Below are 18,641 nucleotides of genomic sequence, written 5' to 3' on the forward strand. Positions count from 1 at the left end.
CCCCTCCCCCTCCCCCCCCCCCCCCCCCTCTCCCCCCCCCCCCCCGCCCCCTCCCCCCCCCCCCCCCCCCCCCCCCCCCCCCCCCCCCCCCCCGCCAGGATCTCGGTGACGCGCAGGCCGAAGCGGGCGTCGCAGGCGTGCGGAGTGCCGGAGGTGAGCGCGGTGATGGCGTGGGCCAGGGAAGCCGTCGCCTCGCCCGCGACGCCGTCGGGGTAGGCCACGACGCCCTGGCCGCCGCGCAGTTCGATGACCACGCCCGCGGCGGCCGGCGGCGCGGTCAGCGTCAGGGTGGAGGTGCTGGAGGCACCAGATTCGTGACGGAGCGTCAAATGTACGGTGTCGCCGGGGCCGTTGGCCGCGGTGACGGCGGTGACGTCCCCGAGTACAGGCAGCAGGACGGACAGCGCGTGCGGGCCGACGTCCCACAGGCCGCCCTTCTCCCGCCGCCACGGCGAGTCCGCGAAGGGGTTCTCGTCTCCGGTGAAGACGGCGCTGTACCAGTCCGCGCGGCCGGTGTACCACTCGCCGCGCGCCGCCTGCTCCTCGATCCACCCGGCTGTCGCCGGGTCGAAGCGCAGGGTGAAGAAGACCACCGACCCGACTCCGGCCGCCGTGACGGCCTCGGCCACCGCCTTCGCGTCCTCCACGGTCGTCGCCACCGGCTTGTCCAGCAGCACGTGGCGGCCCGCGCGGGCCGCCGCCACCGCCAACGGCGCCTGCAAATGCGGCGGCAGCGCGACCGCCACCGCGTCCACATCCGCGATCAGCGCCTCCGCGTCCCCGTACGCCCGCGCACCGAACTGTGCCGCCACCTCAGCCGCCGCCTCCGGCCTCCGGCCCCAGACCCCGACGAATTCCACCTCCGGGTGGGCGGCGAGAGCGGGTCCATGGGCGAGCCGGGCCCAGGGGCCGGTGCCGAGAAGTCCGAAGCGCATGGTCATGACGGCGAGCCTACCGGCGTCCCGCCCGGTCACGGCTACCCGGCGGGGTCCGCCGCCAGGGTGCGGCTGCGCGAGGGGCCGGGCTCCTGGGGTGCGCTTGCGTGAGGTTGGTTCGCCCTTACGGCACCGCTGCGCGGTGGGGTTCGCCGCTGAGTGCGGCTGCGCGGGGGGGCTGGGCTCCTGGGGTGCCCCTGCGCGGGGGCTGCGCCCCTCCGGTACCGCTGCGCGGTGGGGTTCGCCGCCAGGTCACCGCCACGCGCCGGGGTTCGCTGCACGGGTGACCCTGCGCGGGGGGCTGGGCTCCTGGGGTGCGCTTGCGTGAGGTGGGTTCGCCCCTACGGCACCGCTGCGCGCTGGGGTTCGCCGGTGGGGTGCGTTTGCGCGGGGGGCTGCGCCCCTCCGGTACCGCTGCGCGAGGTGGGTTCGCCGGTAGCCAGCGAGCCGAAGGCGGCGCCGGTGTTGAAAGGGAGAACGCGCACAGCGACCGAGGAACGAGGGAGCGAGCACGATCGACCGTCGACACCGGATTTAAGCCGCCGGAGGCGAGAGGGCGGCAAAAAAAGGGGATCGCGGTGAGCTGACACAAGAGGGCTCGCACGCACGGTGAGGATGCGCGAGGCGGTTCCCCGCACGGTGGGCTCACGCAGGACGGCTCACACGCACGTGTTCACCGTGGGCGGATCCGTCTCGCGTGAGGTCGCCGTGGGGTGCCTGCCCCCGGGGTCAGTTGACCGTGGTGGGTGCCGACTCGTACCAGTTCATCGTCGTGCGAACCGTCTCGCGCAATCTCGCCCTGGGGGTGCCGTCTCCCGTGGGGCCACCATGGTGGGTGCCGTCTCGTACCAGCTCACCGTGCGTGGGTGCCCTCTCGCGCGGCTGAGCGTTGCGGGTGAACGTGGGTGGGTGCCGTCTCGCGCGGGCTCACCGTGGTGCGAACCGTCTCGCGCATCCTCACCCTGCGGGGGAGCCGTCCTTTCTATGCGCACCCCGATCCCCTTTTTTTGCCGCCCTCTCGCCTCCGGGCGCTTAGATCCGGTGTCGACGGTCGATCGTGCTCGTTCGCTCGTTCCTCGCTCTCTGTGCGCGTTCTCCCTTTCAACACCGGCGCGCCCTTCGGCTCCATGGCTACCGGCGAACCCACCTCGCGCAAACGTGGCCCAAGGGCTCAGCCCCACGCACAAACACACCCCAGCGGCCAACCCCACCTGCGCAGCCCTGCCGCAAGGGCTCAGCCCCGCGCGCAAACGCACCCCAGCGGCGAACCCCACCTGCGCAGCGGGGCCGCAAGGGCTCAGCCCCACGCACAAACGCACCCCAGCGGCGAAGCCCACCGCGCAGCGGTGACAGGCGGGGCTCCTGGGGCGTTGCCGCTGGTCACGTAGGGGCGTTCACAGTGGGTTAACACGGGGGCAACAGTCGGGAAAAGGGATTTTGCGACGCTGCGGGTGGCTCGATCAGCGCAGCTCGGCCAGCACCCGCGAAGACTGTTCGTTAAGGATGGCGTCCCGTGACCTACAAGGCTGAGTACATCTGGATAGACGGCACCCTGCCGACCGCGAAGCTGCGTTCCAAGACGCGCATCCTGGCCGACGGCGCCGAGCTCCCGATCTGGGGCTTCGACGGTTCCAGCACCAACCAGGCGGAGGGCCACGCGTCCGACCGCGTACTCAAGCCGGTCTCCTCGTTCCCCGACCCGATCCGCGGCGGGGACGACGTCCTGGTGATGTGCGAGGTCTTCAACATCGACGGGACGCCGCACGAGTCCAACACGCGGGCCGCGCTGCGCGAGGTGGCGGAGAAGTTCGCGGCGCAGGAGTCGCTGTTCGGCATCGAGCAGGAGTACACGTTCTTCCAGGGCTCGCGTCCGCTCGGGTTCCCCGAGGGCGGGTACCCGGCGCCGCAGGGCGGCTACTACTGCGGGGTGGGCGCGGACGAGATCTTCGGCCGTCCGGTGGTCGAGAAGCACCTGGAGAACTGCCTGGCCGCGGGCCTGGGCATCTCGGGGATCAACGCCGAGGTCATGCCGGGGCAGTGGGAGTTCCAGGTCGGGCCGCTGAGCCCGCTGGAGGTCTCCGACCACCTGTGGGTGGCGCGCTGGCTGCTGTACCGCACGGCGGAGGACTTCGGCGTCTCGGCGACGCTGGACCCGAAGCCCGCCAAGGGCGACTGGAACGGCGCGGGCGCGCACACGAACTTCTCCACCAAGGCGATGCGCGAGGGCTACGAGGCGATCATCGAGGCCGCCGAGTCGCTGGGCCGCGACGACAAGCCGCTGGAGCACATCAAGAACTACGGCGTCGGCGTCGAGGCGCGGCTGACCGGCGCGCACGAGACCGCTCCGTGGAACGAGTACAGCTACGGCGTCTCCAACCGCGGCGCGTCGGTGCGTATCCCGTGGCAGGTCGAGGTGGACCAGAAGGGCTACATCGAGGACCGCCGCCCGAACGCGAACATGGACCCGTACGTGGTGACGCGGCTCATGGTGGACACGTGCGGTACGGCGCTGGAGAAGGCCGGACTGGTCTGACCTGCGTCAACTCCGTTGTACAGGGCGCCCGTCACGGTCAGGTGACGGGCGCCCCGGCGCGTCGGGACCGCCGCGCGCGAGCGGTATCTCGTGACCATCGGATGATCCACTCGTTTGACAGGGCGTGAACACGCGCTCAGCAGAAAGCGATTCCGCCGATGACGAGCCCGGCCCGGTCGCTGTGGAAGAGGCGGAGGCGGCGCTCGTCGAGCACTACCCGCGCCTGGTACGGCTGGCGTATCTGGCGCTGCCCACCGCGCTCGGCACGCATCGCAGAGTGCTGACCGCGCACCGCCTGGTGCAGCGGTCGCTGCCGCGCGACCGGCGGTATCCGCCGGGGACGGCGGGTGCGACGGACGGGCCGCGCGGTGAGGCGTACGCGCTGCTGCGGCACGAGGTGTTGCGCGAGGCGCTGGCCTACGGGCGGCACGGCGGCGGCCGTTGGGGCTGGCGGGAGCGTGTGCGTACGGCCGCCGCCGGTGGTACGGCGCTGCCGCAGGTCGTCGGCTTGCGGCTGCATCCGCGGGCGGGCGGAAGCGAGGAGTTGGCGCTGGACCGGGCGCTGGCGGAGTTGGCGCCCGAGGCGCGGGCGGCGTTCGCGCTGCGCGGGGTCGAGGAGTTGGCCGACGCCGAGGTACTGGCAGTGCTGAGGGCCGCGGGCGCGGCCGATCCGCGCGGCGCGATGCGGGCGGCGGCGGCCGTCAAGGGCGGCCAACACCTGCTGACGGCCGGTGAGTTCGATCCCTGCACGCTCCAGGTGGGGCCGACCGACCTGCTGCGGCGCAGGCAGCGCAGGCGCGCGGGGCTGGTGACCGGGGCGGCCGTCGCGGTGGCCGCCGTGCTGGTGTCCGGCTGGGCGGTGTGGGGCAGCGGCGGCGACGGCGGTACGGCGTCGTACGCGGCGCCGGGCTCTCCCGCGTCCGGTGCGGGGGACGCGGCCCGCGCGCTCGATCCGGCCGCTCTCGTACGGCCGGACGCGGCGCTGTGGGCGTCGACCGCGCGGATGGACTTCACGGCGTGGCCCGCGCGCGGCGGCCGGGCCGACGACAAGGCGCTGCTCGGCCGGGCGCTCGCGGTGTGGGCGCGCCCCGGCGCGGACGTGGACGTCTCCTCGACGCCCGGCACTCCGCGCAACGCCCCTGCCCAGCCGCCGCAGTTGCTCTTCGCGGGGAATGTCGACGCGGCGGCGGTGGTGATCTTCTACGACGGTCTGCGGATCGTCCGTTACGCGCAGCCGCGCAGCGGTTCGGGGCGCGCCGCGCTGGACTTCGCGCAGGTGCAGGACGCCGATGTGACGACGGCGGCGGCGGTCGTGGTCGACCGGGTGGACGGCAACACCCGTTTCCTGACCGCCCCGTGGATCGCGGACGCGCAGACCCGCGATCTGATGCGGCCCAACGTCCTCGGCGCGCCGCTGCACCGCGACGCGGACGGGGTGACCGATCCGGTACGGATGCCGGGCGCGGGGGCCGCCGCGGGTGCGTGCGGCAGCGCCTGGCCGGTGGTGCAGCTCAAGTCGTCCTCGAGGATCGTGGAGAGCCACACCTTCCTGCTGACCGACCTCGGCGACCTGTCGCCGGTCCACCTCACGTACACCCCGCCTCCGGGCGGCGGTGTCCCGGCGCGGCAGCCGCGTGAGGCCACCGGGGCTCAGGCGCTGGTCAGTTGGGCGCACAACGCCTGCTACCTGGGCGAGTTGCGCGGGCAGGGCGTGAAGGCCGTCAACAACTGGGAGTTCGCCCGTACCCCGCTGCCCGAGGGCGGCGGGGAGGCGTCCTGGACCTGCGCCCGCGCCGACACCTGGCGCGGGCCGGGGCAGGCCACCGTGACCTTCGTCCCGCCGTCCTCCCCCGCCGCCGCGCCCGGCACCGTCGCCGGCCGGCAGACCGACGGCAACGCGTGCAGCCGCTTCGGCCAGCACGTCATGGCGGGCGTCATGTGGCAGTCCCCCCGCTCCCACTGGTACCTCGTCGCCGCGGGCAGCCGCGACGTCACCCGGATCACCGCCACCGCGGGCGTCCACGCCTCCGCCGACGGCCCCTACCTCTCCACCCGCGCCCCCCGCGGCACTCGCGCCACCCTCACCGCCCACCTCACCACCGGCGCCACCCTGACCCCGCTCCCCGCCTCGTAGCGCCCGGCGCCGCCGGGGCTATTCGTGGGCCGGTTGGGGGGTGGGGGCCGGGGTGGGGACGGTGAGGCGCATGCGGACGTGGTCGCCGGTGCGGCCGTCTTCCTGCCAGCCCTGGTGGGTGTAGAAGGCGCGGGCGCGGGCGTTGGGGGCGAAGACCTCCAGGCGGGCGGTGGTGAGGCCCGCGGCCTGCCAGACGGCGACGCAGGCGCGGTGCAGGGCGGTGCCGGTGCCGGTGCGCCAGACGGAGGGGTCGATGTGGAAGTGGAAGAGGGTGTCCTCGTCGTGCCGGGCGGCGAGCACGGCGAAGCCGACCACCCGGTCGTCCCTGACCGCGCACAGCACGGTCCGGTCGTCCGAGGAGATGGCCCTGGCCGTCCCCACGCGCTGTCGTTCCAGCTCCGCGGGGCCGCTGTACTCCTCGGCCGGGAGGTGGCCCGCGTAGTAGCTGGCGCGGGCGCGGGCGTGGATGTCCGATATCGCGCTCAGGTCTTCGGGCGTGGCAGGGCGGACCCTGATGTGCGGGGAGCTCATATGGGCGTGGACGCATCCAGGGCAACATTGGTTCCCTCCGGCGTACGACCCGGCCGTAAAACTTGACGCGCCAAGGGGAGCCCGCGGTTCCCGCCGTCCGCGATTCAGTGCGGAAACGGCCGGATCGCGGGCTCCCCTCACGGGCGCTCGACGGTCCTCAGCGACCGGTCCTGAACACCGCCACCGTCCGCCCCGGCACGGTGAAGGTCCCGGTCCCCGCCGCGTACGTCGAGGTCCTGACGACCGGGTCGGTCCCGGCCGCCTGCACCGGGTGCAGGGCGTACGAGGTTCCGCGCGCCGCCTCCACCCGCTGCTTCTGCGTCGTCGGCGTCGCGTTGAAGACGATCACCAGGTCGCCGGCCTTCATGGTGATGACGCCGGGCGTCTCGTCGGGGCCCGACAGCGGGAAGGAGACCTGCTGTTGGACCTGGGCCGCGGTGCCGAGCCGGAAGGCGGGCTCGGCGGTGCGGATCCGCAGCAGATCCTGGTACGCGGCGGAGGCCGCGGTGATCTGCGCGCAGCCGGGGCTGAGCTGGGGCTGCGTCAACAGCGGCTTGGCGTAAGGCCACTTGGCCTGGTTGTCGGCCGCGGGCGGAAGTCCCCGGCCGAAGCCGGTGCCGTCGGCGCACTGCCAGTGGATCGCGTTGAACCAGTCCCCGGAGTCGAAGGAGTTGCGGTCGAGGGACTTGGAGCGCAGCAGGTCCGAGCCCGCCTGGTAGAGCGCGGGCCCCTGGGAGAGCGCGGCGGTCGCCTCGGCGACGACCTGCATACGGGCGCGGTCGGCGGCCGAGGTGCCGACGGGGAGCTTGAAGGCGAGGGCGTCGTAGAGGGATTCGTTGTCGTGGGCGTCGACATAGGCGAGGGCGTCGCCCGGCGCGTCGGCGTATCCGGCGGGTGCGCCGTTGTAGTCGATCTCGGCTCCGGTGACCCGCCTGCCCGCCGAGTCGGTGAAGCCGAACTCCTTGAGGTTGCCGGTGAGTCCGACCTTGATGAGGTCCTGGTAGTGCAGCAGCCGGGCCTTCTGCTCGGCTGGCGTGCCGTTGTTCACCGAGGAGTTGGGGTCGGTGTAGAGGCCGGAGGCGAAGCCCTGCACGCCGGGGTCCTCGTCGAACGGACTGCCGCCGCGTACGGCGTCGCGCGCCCGGTCGGAGAAGGTCGCGATGCCGGTGCCCGCCATGTTGGCCTGGGTGGCCTGGACGAAGCGGGCGTCGTCGGCGACCTCGCCGAAGTTCCAGCCCTCCCCGTAGAGGATGATCTTCTTCCCGTCCACGCCGTCGTGACCGGGCGTCAGCGCGTCCAGCGCCTTGCGGACGGCGAGGATGTTCGCCTTGGGGTGGTGGCCCATCAGGTCGAAGCGGAAGCCGTCGACCTTGTACTCCTTGGCCCACGTGACGATCGAGTCCACGACGAGCTTGCCCATCATGGTGTTCTCGGGCGCGGTGTTGGCGCAGCAGGTGGAGGTGGCGACCGAGCCGTCCGGCATCAGCCGCTGGTAGTAGCCGGGCACGATCTTGTCGAGGACGGAGGTGTCGGCCTGGCCCGCCGCCGAGGTGTGGTTGTAGACGACGTCCATGACCACGCGCAGGCCCGCGTTGTTGAGGCCCTGCACCATCTGCCGGAATTCCGTGGTGCGCTGCGGCCCGTCGGGGTTCTTGGCGTAGGAGCCCTCGGGCACGGTGAAGTGGTACGGGTCGTAACCCCAGTTGTAGGCGTCCTTCGCCGCCGCCGCGGTCACGCACGCCTGCTGCCGCTCGCTGTCGGGCGCGTACGAGGCCAGGTCGCAGGCGGGCCTCGCCTGGTCCCGCTCGCGTTCGGGCACCGTCGAGAAGTCGAAGGCGGGCAGCAGGTGGACGTAGTTGACGCCTGCCGCGGCGAGCGCCTTGAGGTGGGTCATGCCCGCGGACGAGGTGTCGGTGAAGGCGGCGTATTTCCCGCGGTCGGCGGCCGGGACGGTGCTGTCGGCCACCGAGAAGTCGCGGATGTGCAGCTCCTGGATCTGCGCCCGGCCGATCGGCGCCGCGGCCGGTTTGGCCTGCCGCTCCCAGCCCTTGGGGGCGAGCTTCGGGTCGTCCAGGTCGACCAGCAGGCTGCGCTCGGAGTCGGCGGTCAGCGCGACCGAGTAGGGGTCGGTGACCTTGTTGACCACGAGCTTTTGGACGCTGGGCGCCCAGACGGTGACGTCGTACAGATACGTCTTCCCGGTCCACGACCGGCTGCCGGTCACCGACCAGACGCCGCTGGCCTTGTCCCGCCGCATCGGTACGGTCCTGCCGTCGATCTCCACGCTCACCCGGTGCGCGGTCGGCGCCCACAGCGACAGCCGCGGGGTGCCGTGCGTGAAGACCGGGCCGAGGGTGTCCTTCGCGGCGGCGGCGCCGTAGACCGCGTCGAGCACGCCCTGGGTCTGGACGCCCGTCGCGGCCAACAGGGCTCCGTTGGCGGCGCGTTGGGTGGCGATGATCTGGCCGCTGAGCGCGTCGGTGGCGCGGGCCCGGTCGCGCGGGTCGATCGTGAAGGCCGAATACCCCTTGAGCTGCGGGTACTTGGCGAGCTGGGCGGCGGTGAGACCGGTCGCGGTCTTCGTCAGCCGCAGCCACTTGCCCTCGCTCGACAGCGCGCCGTCCTTGACCGTGATGCCGCCGTCGGGCGCGTAGACGAGCTGCTGGGACGCCGCCGCGGCGGAGGTCTGCCAGGCGACGGTGTCACGGTCGATCCACTGGGCCTGCGACTTGGTGAGGTCCAAGTCAGCTCCTGATCCCTGGGGTTGCGGCAGGAGATACTTTTCCGTGCCGCCGAGCAGCCACACCTCGTGGCCGGTCCCGGTCAGGTCGAGCGACTGGTCGCTGGGCAGGTCCTTCGCGTCGCCGTTGTGCAGGATGTAGCTGAGCGAGGTGGCGCCCGCGGCGAGCGGGACCTCGTACACCGCGCCGTAGGAGTCGATCCGGGCCGGCCTGACGGGCGAGGACCAGTCGGTGGGGGTGGCCGCGCCGGTCCAGACGTGCAGGCCCCAGCCGGTGTAGTCGCCGTCCGCGCGGTGGTAGTGCAGGACGGCCTTGCCGGTGTCCTGCGGCGGGTAGGCGCCGTCCGGCGCGGTCGTGGCCACGTCCGGGCTGCCCTGCTTGATCCACACCTCGCCGGTCGCGGTGAGGCCGATCGCGCGGTCGCCGTCGGTGTCCTTGACGCCGTCCTTGTTCACGACGATGAAGCCGACATCGGACGCGCCGGGCTTGAGCTTCACATAGGCGAAGGCGCCGTACGCGTCACGGCCGGTGAAGGCGTGGCCCGCCGGGTACGTGGTGGCCTCGCCGTCGGCGATGTCGCCCCAGGTGTACAGGCCCCAGTCCGCGTAGTCGCCGTCGGTCCGCTGGTAGTGGACCACCGCGTAGTCGTGGCTGATCGCGGTGGGCGGCGGGGTGACCGGGGTCGTACCGGTGCTGGTCGCGGCGGTGGCCGCGGCCGTACGTCCGGCGGCGTCCACCACAACGGCCTTGTAGCGTACGGGCGTTCCGGCCGCCGTCTTCGGGTCGATCGTCTGCGTCACCTTGTACGGGGCGTGGTCGGCAGAACCGAGCACCTGCCACGTGGCGTTGCCGGTCTGGGCGGCGAAGACGACCCGGTTGAGGCCGCCGCCGCTGACGTCGGCCGTCAGCTCGACGGTGCCGGTGGCGCCCGCCTCGGGTGCGGTCAGCGTGATCGTCGGCTTCGCGGTGGGCGTGGGCAGCGCCTTGGCGGCCTGGTAGACCACCGAACTCAGCGCGGGCACCGTCACCTTGAGCGAACCGTCCGCGCCCGTGGTGAGCGTCCCCGTCGTCCCGTACAGCGCCCGGTACGCGGCCTTCGCCGCGCCCGCAGCCGGGATCGTGACCGTCTTCGCGGCCGTCGCGTTGTTGACCGCCACCAGGTAGTCGTCACGCGTCTTCGCGTCCGTGCGGGAGTACGCGTAGACACCGGCCGCCGTGCCGGGCTCCGCGTACCGCTCGGTCTGGACCCCGTCGCGCAGCGCCGGGTGGTCCTTGGTGAGCTTCGACAGCGCGGCGATGGCGCGGTAGAGCGGGTGCGTCGGGTCGTACGCGTCGTCGGCGTGCGTGCGCGCCGTACCGATCTCGTCGTCGTCGAGGTAGTCGGCGACCTGGGAGGCGAACATCGTCTGCCGGGCGTCCTTGTCGCCGCCCGCGCCCGTGAAGCCCTGCTCGTCGCCGTAGTAGACGACGGGGTTGCCGCGGCCGAGGAACATCACCTCATTGGCCAGCCGGTCCCGCCGCACCAGTTCGGCGTCGTCCGCCGCCGGGTTGTCCTGCTTCAGGAAGGAGCCGATCCGGCCCATGTCGTGGTTGCCGAGGAAGGTGACCTGCTCGTACGCGTTGGCCTTGTCCGTCGTGTAGCGGTAGTCCTGGCCGTAGACCCCGGCGAGCTTCGCGGGCGCCGCGCCCTGCGAGGCGTAGGCGCGGGCCGCGTCCTGGAAGGGGAAGTCGAGCGTCGCGTCGAGGCGGCCTTGCGTGACGTACGGCGAGGTGATCGCCGGGTCGGCGGAGTACGTCTCGCCGAACATGAAGAAGTTCGGCCGGCCGTGCCTGGCCGCGTAGTCGTCCAGCGCGGTCGCCCACTGCGTCCAGAACGGCAGGTCGACGTTCTTGACCGTGTCGATCCGGAAGCCGTCGATCGCGAAGTCCTTGACCCACTTCTCGTAGATCCGCTCCATGCCGCTGACGACCTCGGGCCGCTCGGTCCACAGGTCGTCCAGGCCGCTGAAGTCGCCCTGGTCCGCGCTCTCGCCCGCGAAGGTCGAGTCGCCTCGGTTGTGGTACATCGTCGGGTCGTTGAGCCAGGCCGGCACCTTCGCGTTCCTCTGGTCCGCGGGCACGATGGGCGTGCGCGGGAACGACGCGGTCGTGACCTTCGGGAATGTCGCCTTCCCGGCGCCGTTCCCGCCGTCGGCGTAGGTGCTGTCGTCGAAGGGGGTGCCGTCCGCGGCGAGGTACGGGAACGCGCCCTTGGACAGGTAGGTGTACGTGTTCTCCGCGTTGCCGATGACGTCGGCCGTGTGGTTGGTGATCACGTCGAAGAAGATCTTCATGCCCTTGGCGTGCGCCGCGGTGATCAGCCTGCGCAGGTCGTCGTTGGTCCCGAAGTGCGGGTCCACCTGGGTGAAGTCCGTGATCCAGTAGCCGTGGTACCCGGCGCTGGCGTCCGTGCCCGTGCCCTGCACCGGCCGGTTCTTGAAGATCGGCGCCATCCAGATCGCGGTGGTGCCCAGGCCCTTGATGTAATCCAGCTTCTGCGTCAGGCCCTTGAGGTCACCGCCCTGGTAGAACCCCTTGTCCGTGGGGTCGTACCCGGTGGTCAGCCTGCCGCCGGTCAGACCGCCCTTGTCGTTGGCCTTGTCCCCGTTGGCGAAGCGGTCCGGCATCACGAAGTAGAACTGCTCACGCGTGGCGTCGTGCCGCGCGGCCTGCCCGGCGAGCGCCTTGTCCGACGGCGGTGGTGGCGGGGCGGGCACGCCGTGTGCGGACGCGGCCGGTACGACCAGCGCCACGAGCGCGGCGAGCGCCGTGGCGACGGCGGTGCTTCTGATACGTCTACCGGTCCGCGACCGGTACGCGGGCAGCCTGAACGGCAGGGCCACGGGCGGTTCTCCTTGCGACTACTCCGCCTGACGGCGGAAAGGGGACAGCCTCGCGCCGGGGCCCCACGCGCATGAAAACCCGGTGCAGCTCCGGCATCGGCGCCGGAACGAACTTGACCGGGACCGTATCCCCGCGGGGAGGCTTACAGCAAGACCTTGTAAGGGATTCCAGCATGCGATACGCCGGGTAACGCTCCTCAACTCCCCTTCCGTACAGGTCTTCCCGCCGTCCGGCACCCCCCGGCCGTCCGCGGTCCGCACCGCGTTCCGCCTCCCCGAGCGGGTGTCGCACGGTGGTAACGCGTTCGTCACATCGGAAGGGTTCTTGCAGAAAGTTGCTTGCAAGGACTTTCGCAAGGGATTGCATCGCTGTTACGTTCCTGCCCAGCCCGAGCAGTGGAGCCAGTCGGATCTGGGCGAACGGGCACTTCCCTCTTCAAGGAGTCAGGTATGCGACGCGGCATATCCGCCGTGGCGATGGCCGCGGCCATCGTTCTCGGGGTGACCGCCTGTGGCGGTAGCAGTGACAGCAAGGATGACAAGGCGTCGGCGGCGAAGGACCCGGCGGCGGTGACCGGGTCGATCACGTACTGGGACACCTCGGACGCGAAGAACGAGGCTCCGACGTACAAGGCGCTGATCGCGGACTTCGAGGCGAAGTACCCGAAGATCAAGGTGAACTACCAGAACGTGGACTTCACCACGGTGGAGCAGAAGTTCAAGGCGGCGGCGCAGAGCGGCAAGGGCGCGCCGGACGTGATCAGGGCGGACGTCGGCCTGATCCCGGAGTACGCGTCGCTGCACTACATCGCGCCGCTGGACGGCACGGCCGCGCTGACGGACGCCGACGACTTCCTGGCGGGGCCGCTGAACACGACGAAGTACGACGGGAAGACCTACGGGGTGCCGTCGGTGACGGACACGCTGGGGCTGCTCTACAACAAGGACATCTTCGCGAAGGCGGGGATCGCGGCGCCGCCGAAGACGTGGGACGAGCTGATCGCGGACTCCAAGACGATCAAGGAGAAGGTGCCGGGGGTCGCGGGCACGTACGTGAACCCGGACTCGTACTTCCTGTTCCCGCTGCTGTTCGGCGAGGGCGCCGACCTGGCGGACCCGGCGGGCAAGAAGATCACGATCAACTCGCCCGAGGCGGTCAAGGCGGTGACCAAGGCCAAGGAGGTCTACGACACCTCCTCGCTGAAGGTCGACTTCGCGAGCGCGTACGACAACATGCAGACGTCCTTCAAGACCGGCAAGGTCGCGATGCTGATCCAGGGCCCCTGGTCGGTCAGCGACGACCTGGCGGGCAGCGCCTTCCAGGGCAAGGAGAGCAACCTGGGGTACGCGCCGGTCCCGGCCGGTTCTACCGGCAAGGCGCTGGCGCCGACCGGCGGTCACGACCTGGCGGTCTACCAGGGCTCGAAGAACCTGGACGCGTCGTACCTGTTCACGCAGTTCATGACCTCCTCCAGCAGCCAGCAGCAGATCGCGCTGAAGAACGGCACGCTGCCGACGCGGACGTCCGCGTACACCGCCGAGGTCACCAAGAACCCGCAGATCGCCGGGTTCAAGCCGATCATGGACACCGCCCGGCCGCGGGTGGCGCTGCCCCAGGTCGGCAGCCTGTTCACGCCGCTCCAGCAGCAGTACATCAAGATCCTTCAGGGTGAGACCTCCGTGAAGGACGGGCTCGACACGGCGGCGAAGGAGTTCGGCAAGCTGCTGCCCGGATTCACCGTCCAGTAGCCCCCTTTTCTCCGGGCCGGCCGGCCGGGGCCCCGCCACCTGAACAGGCGGGGCCCACGCGCCCGGCCGGCCGGTCCGGTCCATTCCTGAACAGCCACAAGACCTGACAGAGCCGAGGAGCGATGACCACCGCCACCATGGACACCCCCGCCCGGGGCAAGGCCCCCCGGCCGGGCCTCAGGACGTCGCTGCGGCGGTCCTGGGACAAGTACTGGTACGCCTGGGTGATGGTCGCCCCGGTGCTCATCGTCATCGGCGTGCTCGTCCTCTACCCGCTGGTGTACGGCATCTACCTGTCGCTCACCAACGCGACCGAGATGAACGTCGCCAAGGACATCGGCCCGGTCCACATCGGCGCCACGTACGACTTCGTGGGCCTGCACAACTACTGGCAGATCATCTCCGGCAAGGACGGCGACTTCTACCCGCGGCTCCAGTGGACGGTCATCTGGACCGTGTCCTGCGTCGCGATCACGTACGCCATCGGCCTCGGCATGGCGATGCTGCTCAACCGCCCGGTGCGCTTCCGCCTCTTCTACCGGCTCGCGCTGATCCTGCCGTGGGCGGTCCCCGCCTTCATCGGCGTCTTCGCCTGGCGGCTGATGTTCAACTCGCAGTACGGCGTCTTCAACGACATCATCACGCACATGGGAATGCCCGCCCAGGACTGGCTGGGCACCCCCTTCGCGCAGAAGATCGCGGTCATCATCGTCAACGTCTGGTGCGGCGTGCCGTTCATGATGGTGGCGACCCTGGGCGGCCTCCAGTCCATACCCAGCGAGCTGTACGAGGCGGCCGAGATGGACGGCGCGACGCCGTTGCAGCGGTTCCTCAACGTGACGCTGCCGGGCCTGCGGCCGGTCACCAGCACGGTGATCCTGCTGAGCACCGTGTGGACGTTCAACATGTTCCCGATCATCTTCCTGCTGCTCGGCAACAACACCACAGGGGACACCGACATCCTGGTGACGTACGCCTACGAGAAGGCGTTCACCGGAGTGTCCGACTATTCGGGCGCCGCGGCCTACGGCATCGTCATCCTCCTCATCCTTGTGGCCTTCTCCACCTTCTACCGCCGCCAGTTGAAGTCCGAGCAGGCATAGGAGCCGGATCACCATGAGTGCCACCACCCACAGCGGCCCGGCCGCCACCGCCCCCGCCGCCCGTACCGGCGCGGCCCCCGGGTCCGCCGCGCGCCGCAAGTACCGCCCGCGCGGCACCCGCAGCCGCGGCGCCTCGCTCGCGCTGCACGCCACCTTGCTGGTGGCGAGCGCCGTCGCGGTCTTCCCCGTGCTGTGGATCGTCTTCATCTCGCTGGGCCCCAGCACCTCGTGGCAGCAGCCCGGCGAGGTCATGCGCCATCTGAGCCTGGGCAACTACCGGTTCGTGCTCTTCCACACCAACTTCCCCAAGTGGTTCCTCAACTCGGTGATCGTGGCCGCGGCCACCACGGTGCTCGGCGTGCTGATCGCCTCCAGCGCCGGATACGCGATCTCCCGGATGAAGTTCCCCGGGCACAAGTCGCTGATGTGGACCTTCCTGATCACGCAAATGTTCCCGGTAGCCGTGCTGATCGTGCCGCTGTACAACCTGATGGCGCAGCTCGACCTCATCGACACCTACCTCGGCCTGGTCCTGGTCTACTGCACGATCTCGGTGCCCTTCTGCGCCTGGATGCTCAAGGGGTATTTCGACACGATCCCGCGCGACATCGACGAGGCGGGCCGGGTGGACGGCCTGACCCCGTTCGGCACCTTCTGGCGGCTGATCGTGCCGCTGGCCCGGCCGGGCCTCGCGGTCACCGCCTTCTACAGCTTCCTCACCGCGTGGGGCGAAGTCGCCTACTCCAGCCAGTTCATGAGCAACAAGCACTCCACGCTGGCGGCGGGCATCCGCACCTTCGCCTCCGACCAGCGCGCCGACTGGGGCAGCATGACCGCCGCCTCGGTCGTGATCGCGATCCCCGCGGGCATCGTCTTCCTGCTCGTCCAGCGCCACCTGGTGGCCGGCCTCACCGCCGGAGGCACCAAGGGCTGAGGCCCGCGAGGGCCCCGCGAGGGCCCGACCGTCCGCACCGCACCACGTACGTAAGCCAGTTGTCGTTCCCCCGCCGCCGAAGGCCCGGAACAATGAAGGAAGCCATGAGCCAGCACCTCACCCACGCGCCCAGCTCCGCCACTGCCGACGCCGCTGGCGACGCCGGGGCGGAGCGCAGAGACTGGTGGCGCGACGCGGTCATCTACCAGGTCTATCCGCGCAGCTTCGCCGACGGCAACGGCGACGGCATGGGCGACCTGCCCGGGATCACCGCCCGGCTGCCGTACCTGCGCGAGCTGGGTGTGGACGCGGTGTGGCTGTCGCCGTTCTACGCCTCCCCGCAGGCCGACGCGGGGTACGACGTGGCCGACTACCGGGCCGTCGACCCGATGTTCGGCAGCCTCACCGACGCCGACGACCTGATCAGGGCCGCGCACGCGCTGGGCCTGAAGGTCATCGTGGACCTGGTGCCCAACCACTGCTCGGACCAGCACGAGTGGTTCAAGCGGGCGCTGCACGAGGGACCGGGCTCGCCGCTGCGGGACCGCTTCCACTTCCTGCCCGGCAAGGGCGCGGACGGCGAACTGCCGCCCAACGACTGGGAGTCCATCTTCGGCGGCCCGGCCTGGACCCGTACGCTCAACCCGGACGGCACGCCCGGCGAGTGGTACCTGCACCTGTTCGCGCCCGAGCAGCCCGACTTCAACTGGAACCACCCGGCGGTGCACGACGAGTTCCGCTCCGTGCTGCGCTTCTGGCTGGACCTGGGCACCGACGGCTTCCGGATCGACGTCGCGCACGGCCTGGTGAAGGCCGATGGCCTTCCGGACATCGGGCACGCGGAGCAGCTCACGCTGCTGGGCACGGCGGCGATGCCGTACTTCGACCAGGACGGTGTGCACGAGATCTACCGCGGCTGGCGCCGCATCCTGGACGAGTACGCGGGAGACCGGATCGCGGTCGCCGAGGCGTGGACGCCGACGATCGAGCGGGCCGCGCTCTACCTGCGCCCCGACGAGCTGCACCAGGCGTTCAACTTCGAGTATCTGAGCACCCCTTGGGACGCGCCGGAGCTGCGCAAGGTCATCGACAAGTCGCTGACCGCGATGAGCGCGGTGGGCGCGCCCGCCACGTGGGTGCTGTCCAACCACGACGTGACCCGGCACGCGACGCGCTTCGGCAACCCGCCGGAGCTGGGGACGCAGCAACGTGAGCCCGGCGACCGGGAGTTGGGGCTGCGCAGGGCGCGGGCGGCGGTCGTGCTGATGCTGGCGCTGCCGGGTTCGGCGTATCTCTACCAGGGCGAGGAGCTGGGCCTGCCGGACGTGACGGACCTGCCGGACGAGGTACGGCAGGACCCGTCGTTCTTCCGCGCGGCCGGGCAGGACGGCTTCCGCGACGGCTGCCGGGTGCCGATCCCGTGGTCGGGCGACGAGGCCCCGTACGGCTTCGGTCCGGCGGGCGGGCCGAGCTGGCTGCCGCAGCCGAAGAGCTGGGCGGGCCTGAGCGTCGAGGCGCAGACGGGCGACCCGGCGTCGACCCTCGAGCTGTACCGGGCGGCCCTGGCGGTGCGCCGGGAGCACCCGGCGCTGGGCGCGGGCGCCGCGGTGACGTGGCTGGACGCGCCCGAGGGCGTACTGGCCTTCCGCAGGGGCGGCGGGGACGAGCCCGGCGCCGGGAGCTTCGTCTGCGCGGTCAACCTGACCCGCGAGCCGGTGACGGTGACGCTTCCCGGCCCCGGGCGGATGCTGCTGTCCAGCGACGGCGGCCTGCACGCGGGCGCTGGCACTGGCTCCGGCTCCAGCTCCAGCAGCGGCGGCGGTAACGTCAGCGGTGACAGCGATGTCAGCGGCGACTCGACGGCGGGCGTCCCGAACACGGAGAATGGCAGCATTGAGCTGACTATCTCCGCAGACACGGCAATTTGGTGGGCGATCTGACGTGGTGGCGTTCCGTCCCCTAGCATCCGGTGCTGTGACCGCGCGGCTCGCTGACATCGCAGCCCAGGCGGGGGTCAGTGAAGCGACGGTCAGCCGGGTACTCAACGGCAAACCCGGTGTCTCCACGACCACCCGTGAATCCGTACTGGCCGCGCTCGACCTCCTGGGGTACGAGCGGCCGGTCCGGCTGCGCCAGCGCAGCGCCGGACTGGTCGGGCTGATCACCCCCGAGCTGCTGAATCCGATCTTCCCCGCGTTCGCGCAGATCATCGGACAGGCGCTGACCCGCCAGGGGTACACCCCGGTGCTGGCCACCCAGACGCCCGGCGGGTCCACCGAGGACGAACTGGTGGAGATGCTGGTCGAGCGGGGGGTCGCCGGGATCATCTTCGTCTCCGGTCTGCACGCCGACTCGGCCGCCGACATGGAGCGCTACGCCAGGCTCCAGGGCCAGGGCGTGCCGTTCGTGCTGATCAACGGCTTCTCGGAGAAGGTCGACGCGCCGTTCGTGTCGCCGGACGACCGGGACGCGGTCCGGCTGGCCGTCACCCATCTCGCGGCGCTCGGCCACCGCAGGATCGGCCTGGCCGTCGGGCAGAAACGGTACGTCCCCGTACAGCGCAAGATCGAGGGCTTCACGGCGTCCATGGCGGACGTGCTGGGCATGGCGGAGGACGAGGCGCAGACACTGGTCCAGCACTCGCTGTACACGCTGGAGGGCGGTCAGGCGGCGGCCACGGCGCTGATCGCCTCGGGCTGCACCGCGATCGTCTGCGCGTCGGACATGATGGCGCTCGGCGCGATCCGGGCGGCCAGGCAGCAGGGCCTGTCGGTGCCGGAGGACGTCTCGGTGGTCGGATACGACGACTCGCCGCTGATCGCCTTCACCGATCCGCCGCTGACCACCATCAGGCAGCCGGTCGCGGCGATGAGCCAGGCCGCGGTGAACGCGCTGCTGGAGGAGATCGGGGGCACGCCGGCGCCGCACAGCGAATTCGTCTTCCTGCCCGAGCTGGTCGTTCGAGGTTCAACAGCCGCCGCGCCGGCCGCGCGGAACACGCCCGTGCCCGCACAGAAACCCTCCTCAAGGGGGACGGGCGGCACGCAGGATCCGACCGAAGGCTGACCTGCGATACGGGGCGAATCTGGCAGACTGGTG

General features: G+C 71.2%; 10 protein-coding genes. 7 read left to right on the top strand and 3 right to left on the bottom strand.

The genetic code is table 11. The features are described 5' to 3' along the window. On the bottom strand, positions 1–935 hold a 935-nt coding region (locus ACZ37P_RS01825), incomplete at its 3' end, for a Gfo/Idh/MocA family protein (protein ID WP_467344615.1). Positions 936–2,448: 1,513 nt separating this feature from the next. On the opposite strand from ACZ37P_RS01825, the gene glnII reads away from it, so the two are divergent. Together glnII and ACZ37P_RS01835 are read left to right on the top strand one after the other, a co-directional pair. Then, complete coding sequence (glnII, locus tag ACZ37P_RS01830) at positions 2,449–3,468, top strand: glutamine synthetase (RefSeq protein ID WP_355334395.1); 1,020 nt, start codon at positions 2,449–2,451, stop codon at positions 3,466–3,468. A 124-nt stretch (positions 3,469–3,592) separates the two neighbouring features. Further along, positions 3,593–5,602 (top strand): hypothetical protein, encoded by a 2,010-nt coding sequence (locus ACZ37P_RS01835; RefSeq protein ID WP_402712173.1) that lies wholly within the window; start codon positions 3,593–3,595, stop codon positions 5,600–5,602. Between the two features lie 18 nt (positions 5,603–5,620). Here ACZ37P_RS01835 and ACZ37P_RS01840 read toward each other — a convergent pair whose 3' ends face one another. After that, positions 5,621–6,133 carry a GNAT family N-acetyltransferase gene (locus ACZ37P_RS01840; RefSeq protein WP_391043789.1) on the bottom strand — a complete coding sequence of 171 codons (513 nt, stop codon included), beginning with the start codon at positions 6,131–6,133 and terminating at the stop codon, positions 5,621–5,623. 157 nt (positions 6,134–6,290) lie between these two features. Beyond that, positions 6,291–11,756, bottom strand: a complete 5,466-nt coding sequence (pulA, locus tag ACZ37P_RS01845) for a pullulanase-type alpha-1,6-glucosidase (RefSeq protein WP_467344317.1) — start codon at positions 11,754–11,756, stop codon at positions 6,291–6,293. A gap of 450 nt (positions 11,757–12,206) precedes the next feature. Here pulA and ACZ37P_RS01850 point away from each other — a divergent pair, with 450 nt between their 5' ends. From ACZ37P_RS01850 to ACZ37P_RS01870, 5 genes are all read left to right on the top strand, one after another. Beyond that, positions 12,207–13,505 carry an extracellular solute-binding protein gene (locus ACZ37P_RS01850; protein ID WP_355334402.1) on the top strand — a complete coding sequence of 433 codons (1,299 nt, stop codon included), beginning with the start codon at positions 12,207–12,209 and terminating at the stop codon, positions 13,503–13,505. 122 nt (positions 13,506–13,627) lie between these two features. Beyond that, a complete protein-coding gene (locus ACZ37P_RS01855) occupies positions 13,628–14,608 on the top strand; it encodes a carbohydrate ABC transporter permease (protein WP_188283291.1) in 981 nt (326 codons plus the stop codon). A gap of 13 nt (positions 14,609–14,621) precedes the next feature. Beyond that, complete coding sequence (locus ACZ37P_RS01860; protein ID WP_355334406.1) at positions 14,622–15,542, top strand: sugar ABC transporter permease; 921 nt, start codon at positions 14,622–14,624, stop codon at positions 15,540–15,542. A gap of 104 nt (positions 15,543–15,646) precedes the next feature. Next, positions 15,647–17,482: a glycoside hydrolase family 13 protein gene (locus ACZ37P_RS01865; protein ID WP_467344320.1), complete on the top strand. Its 1,836-nt coding sequence runs from the start codon at positions 15,647–15,649 to the stop codon at positions 17,480–17,482. Between the two features lie 34 nt (positions 17,483–17,516). Then, positions 17,517–18,608, top strand: a complete 1,092-nt coding sequence (locus tag ACZ37P_RS01870) for a LacI family DNA-binding transcriptional regulator (protein WP_355334408.1) — start codon at positions 17,517–17,519, stop codon at positions 18,606–18,608. Positions 18,609–18,641: the final 33 nt, after the last annotated feature.

The sequence above is a fragment of the Streptomyces sp. NPDC024632 genome, from assembly GCF_055559175.1.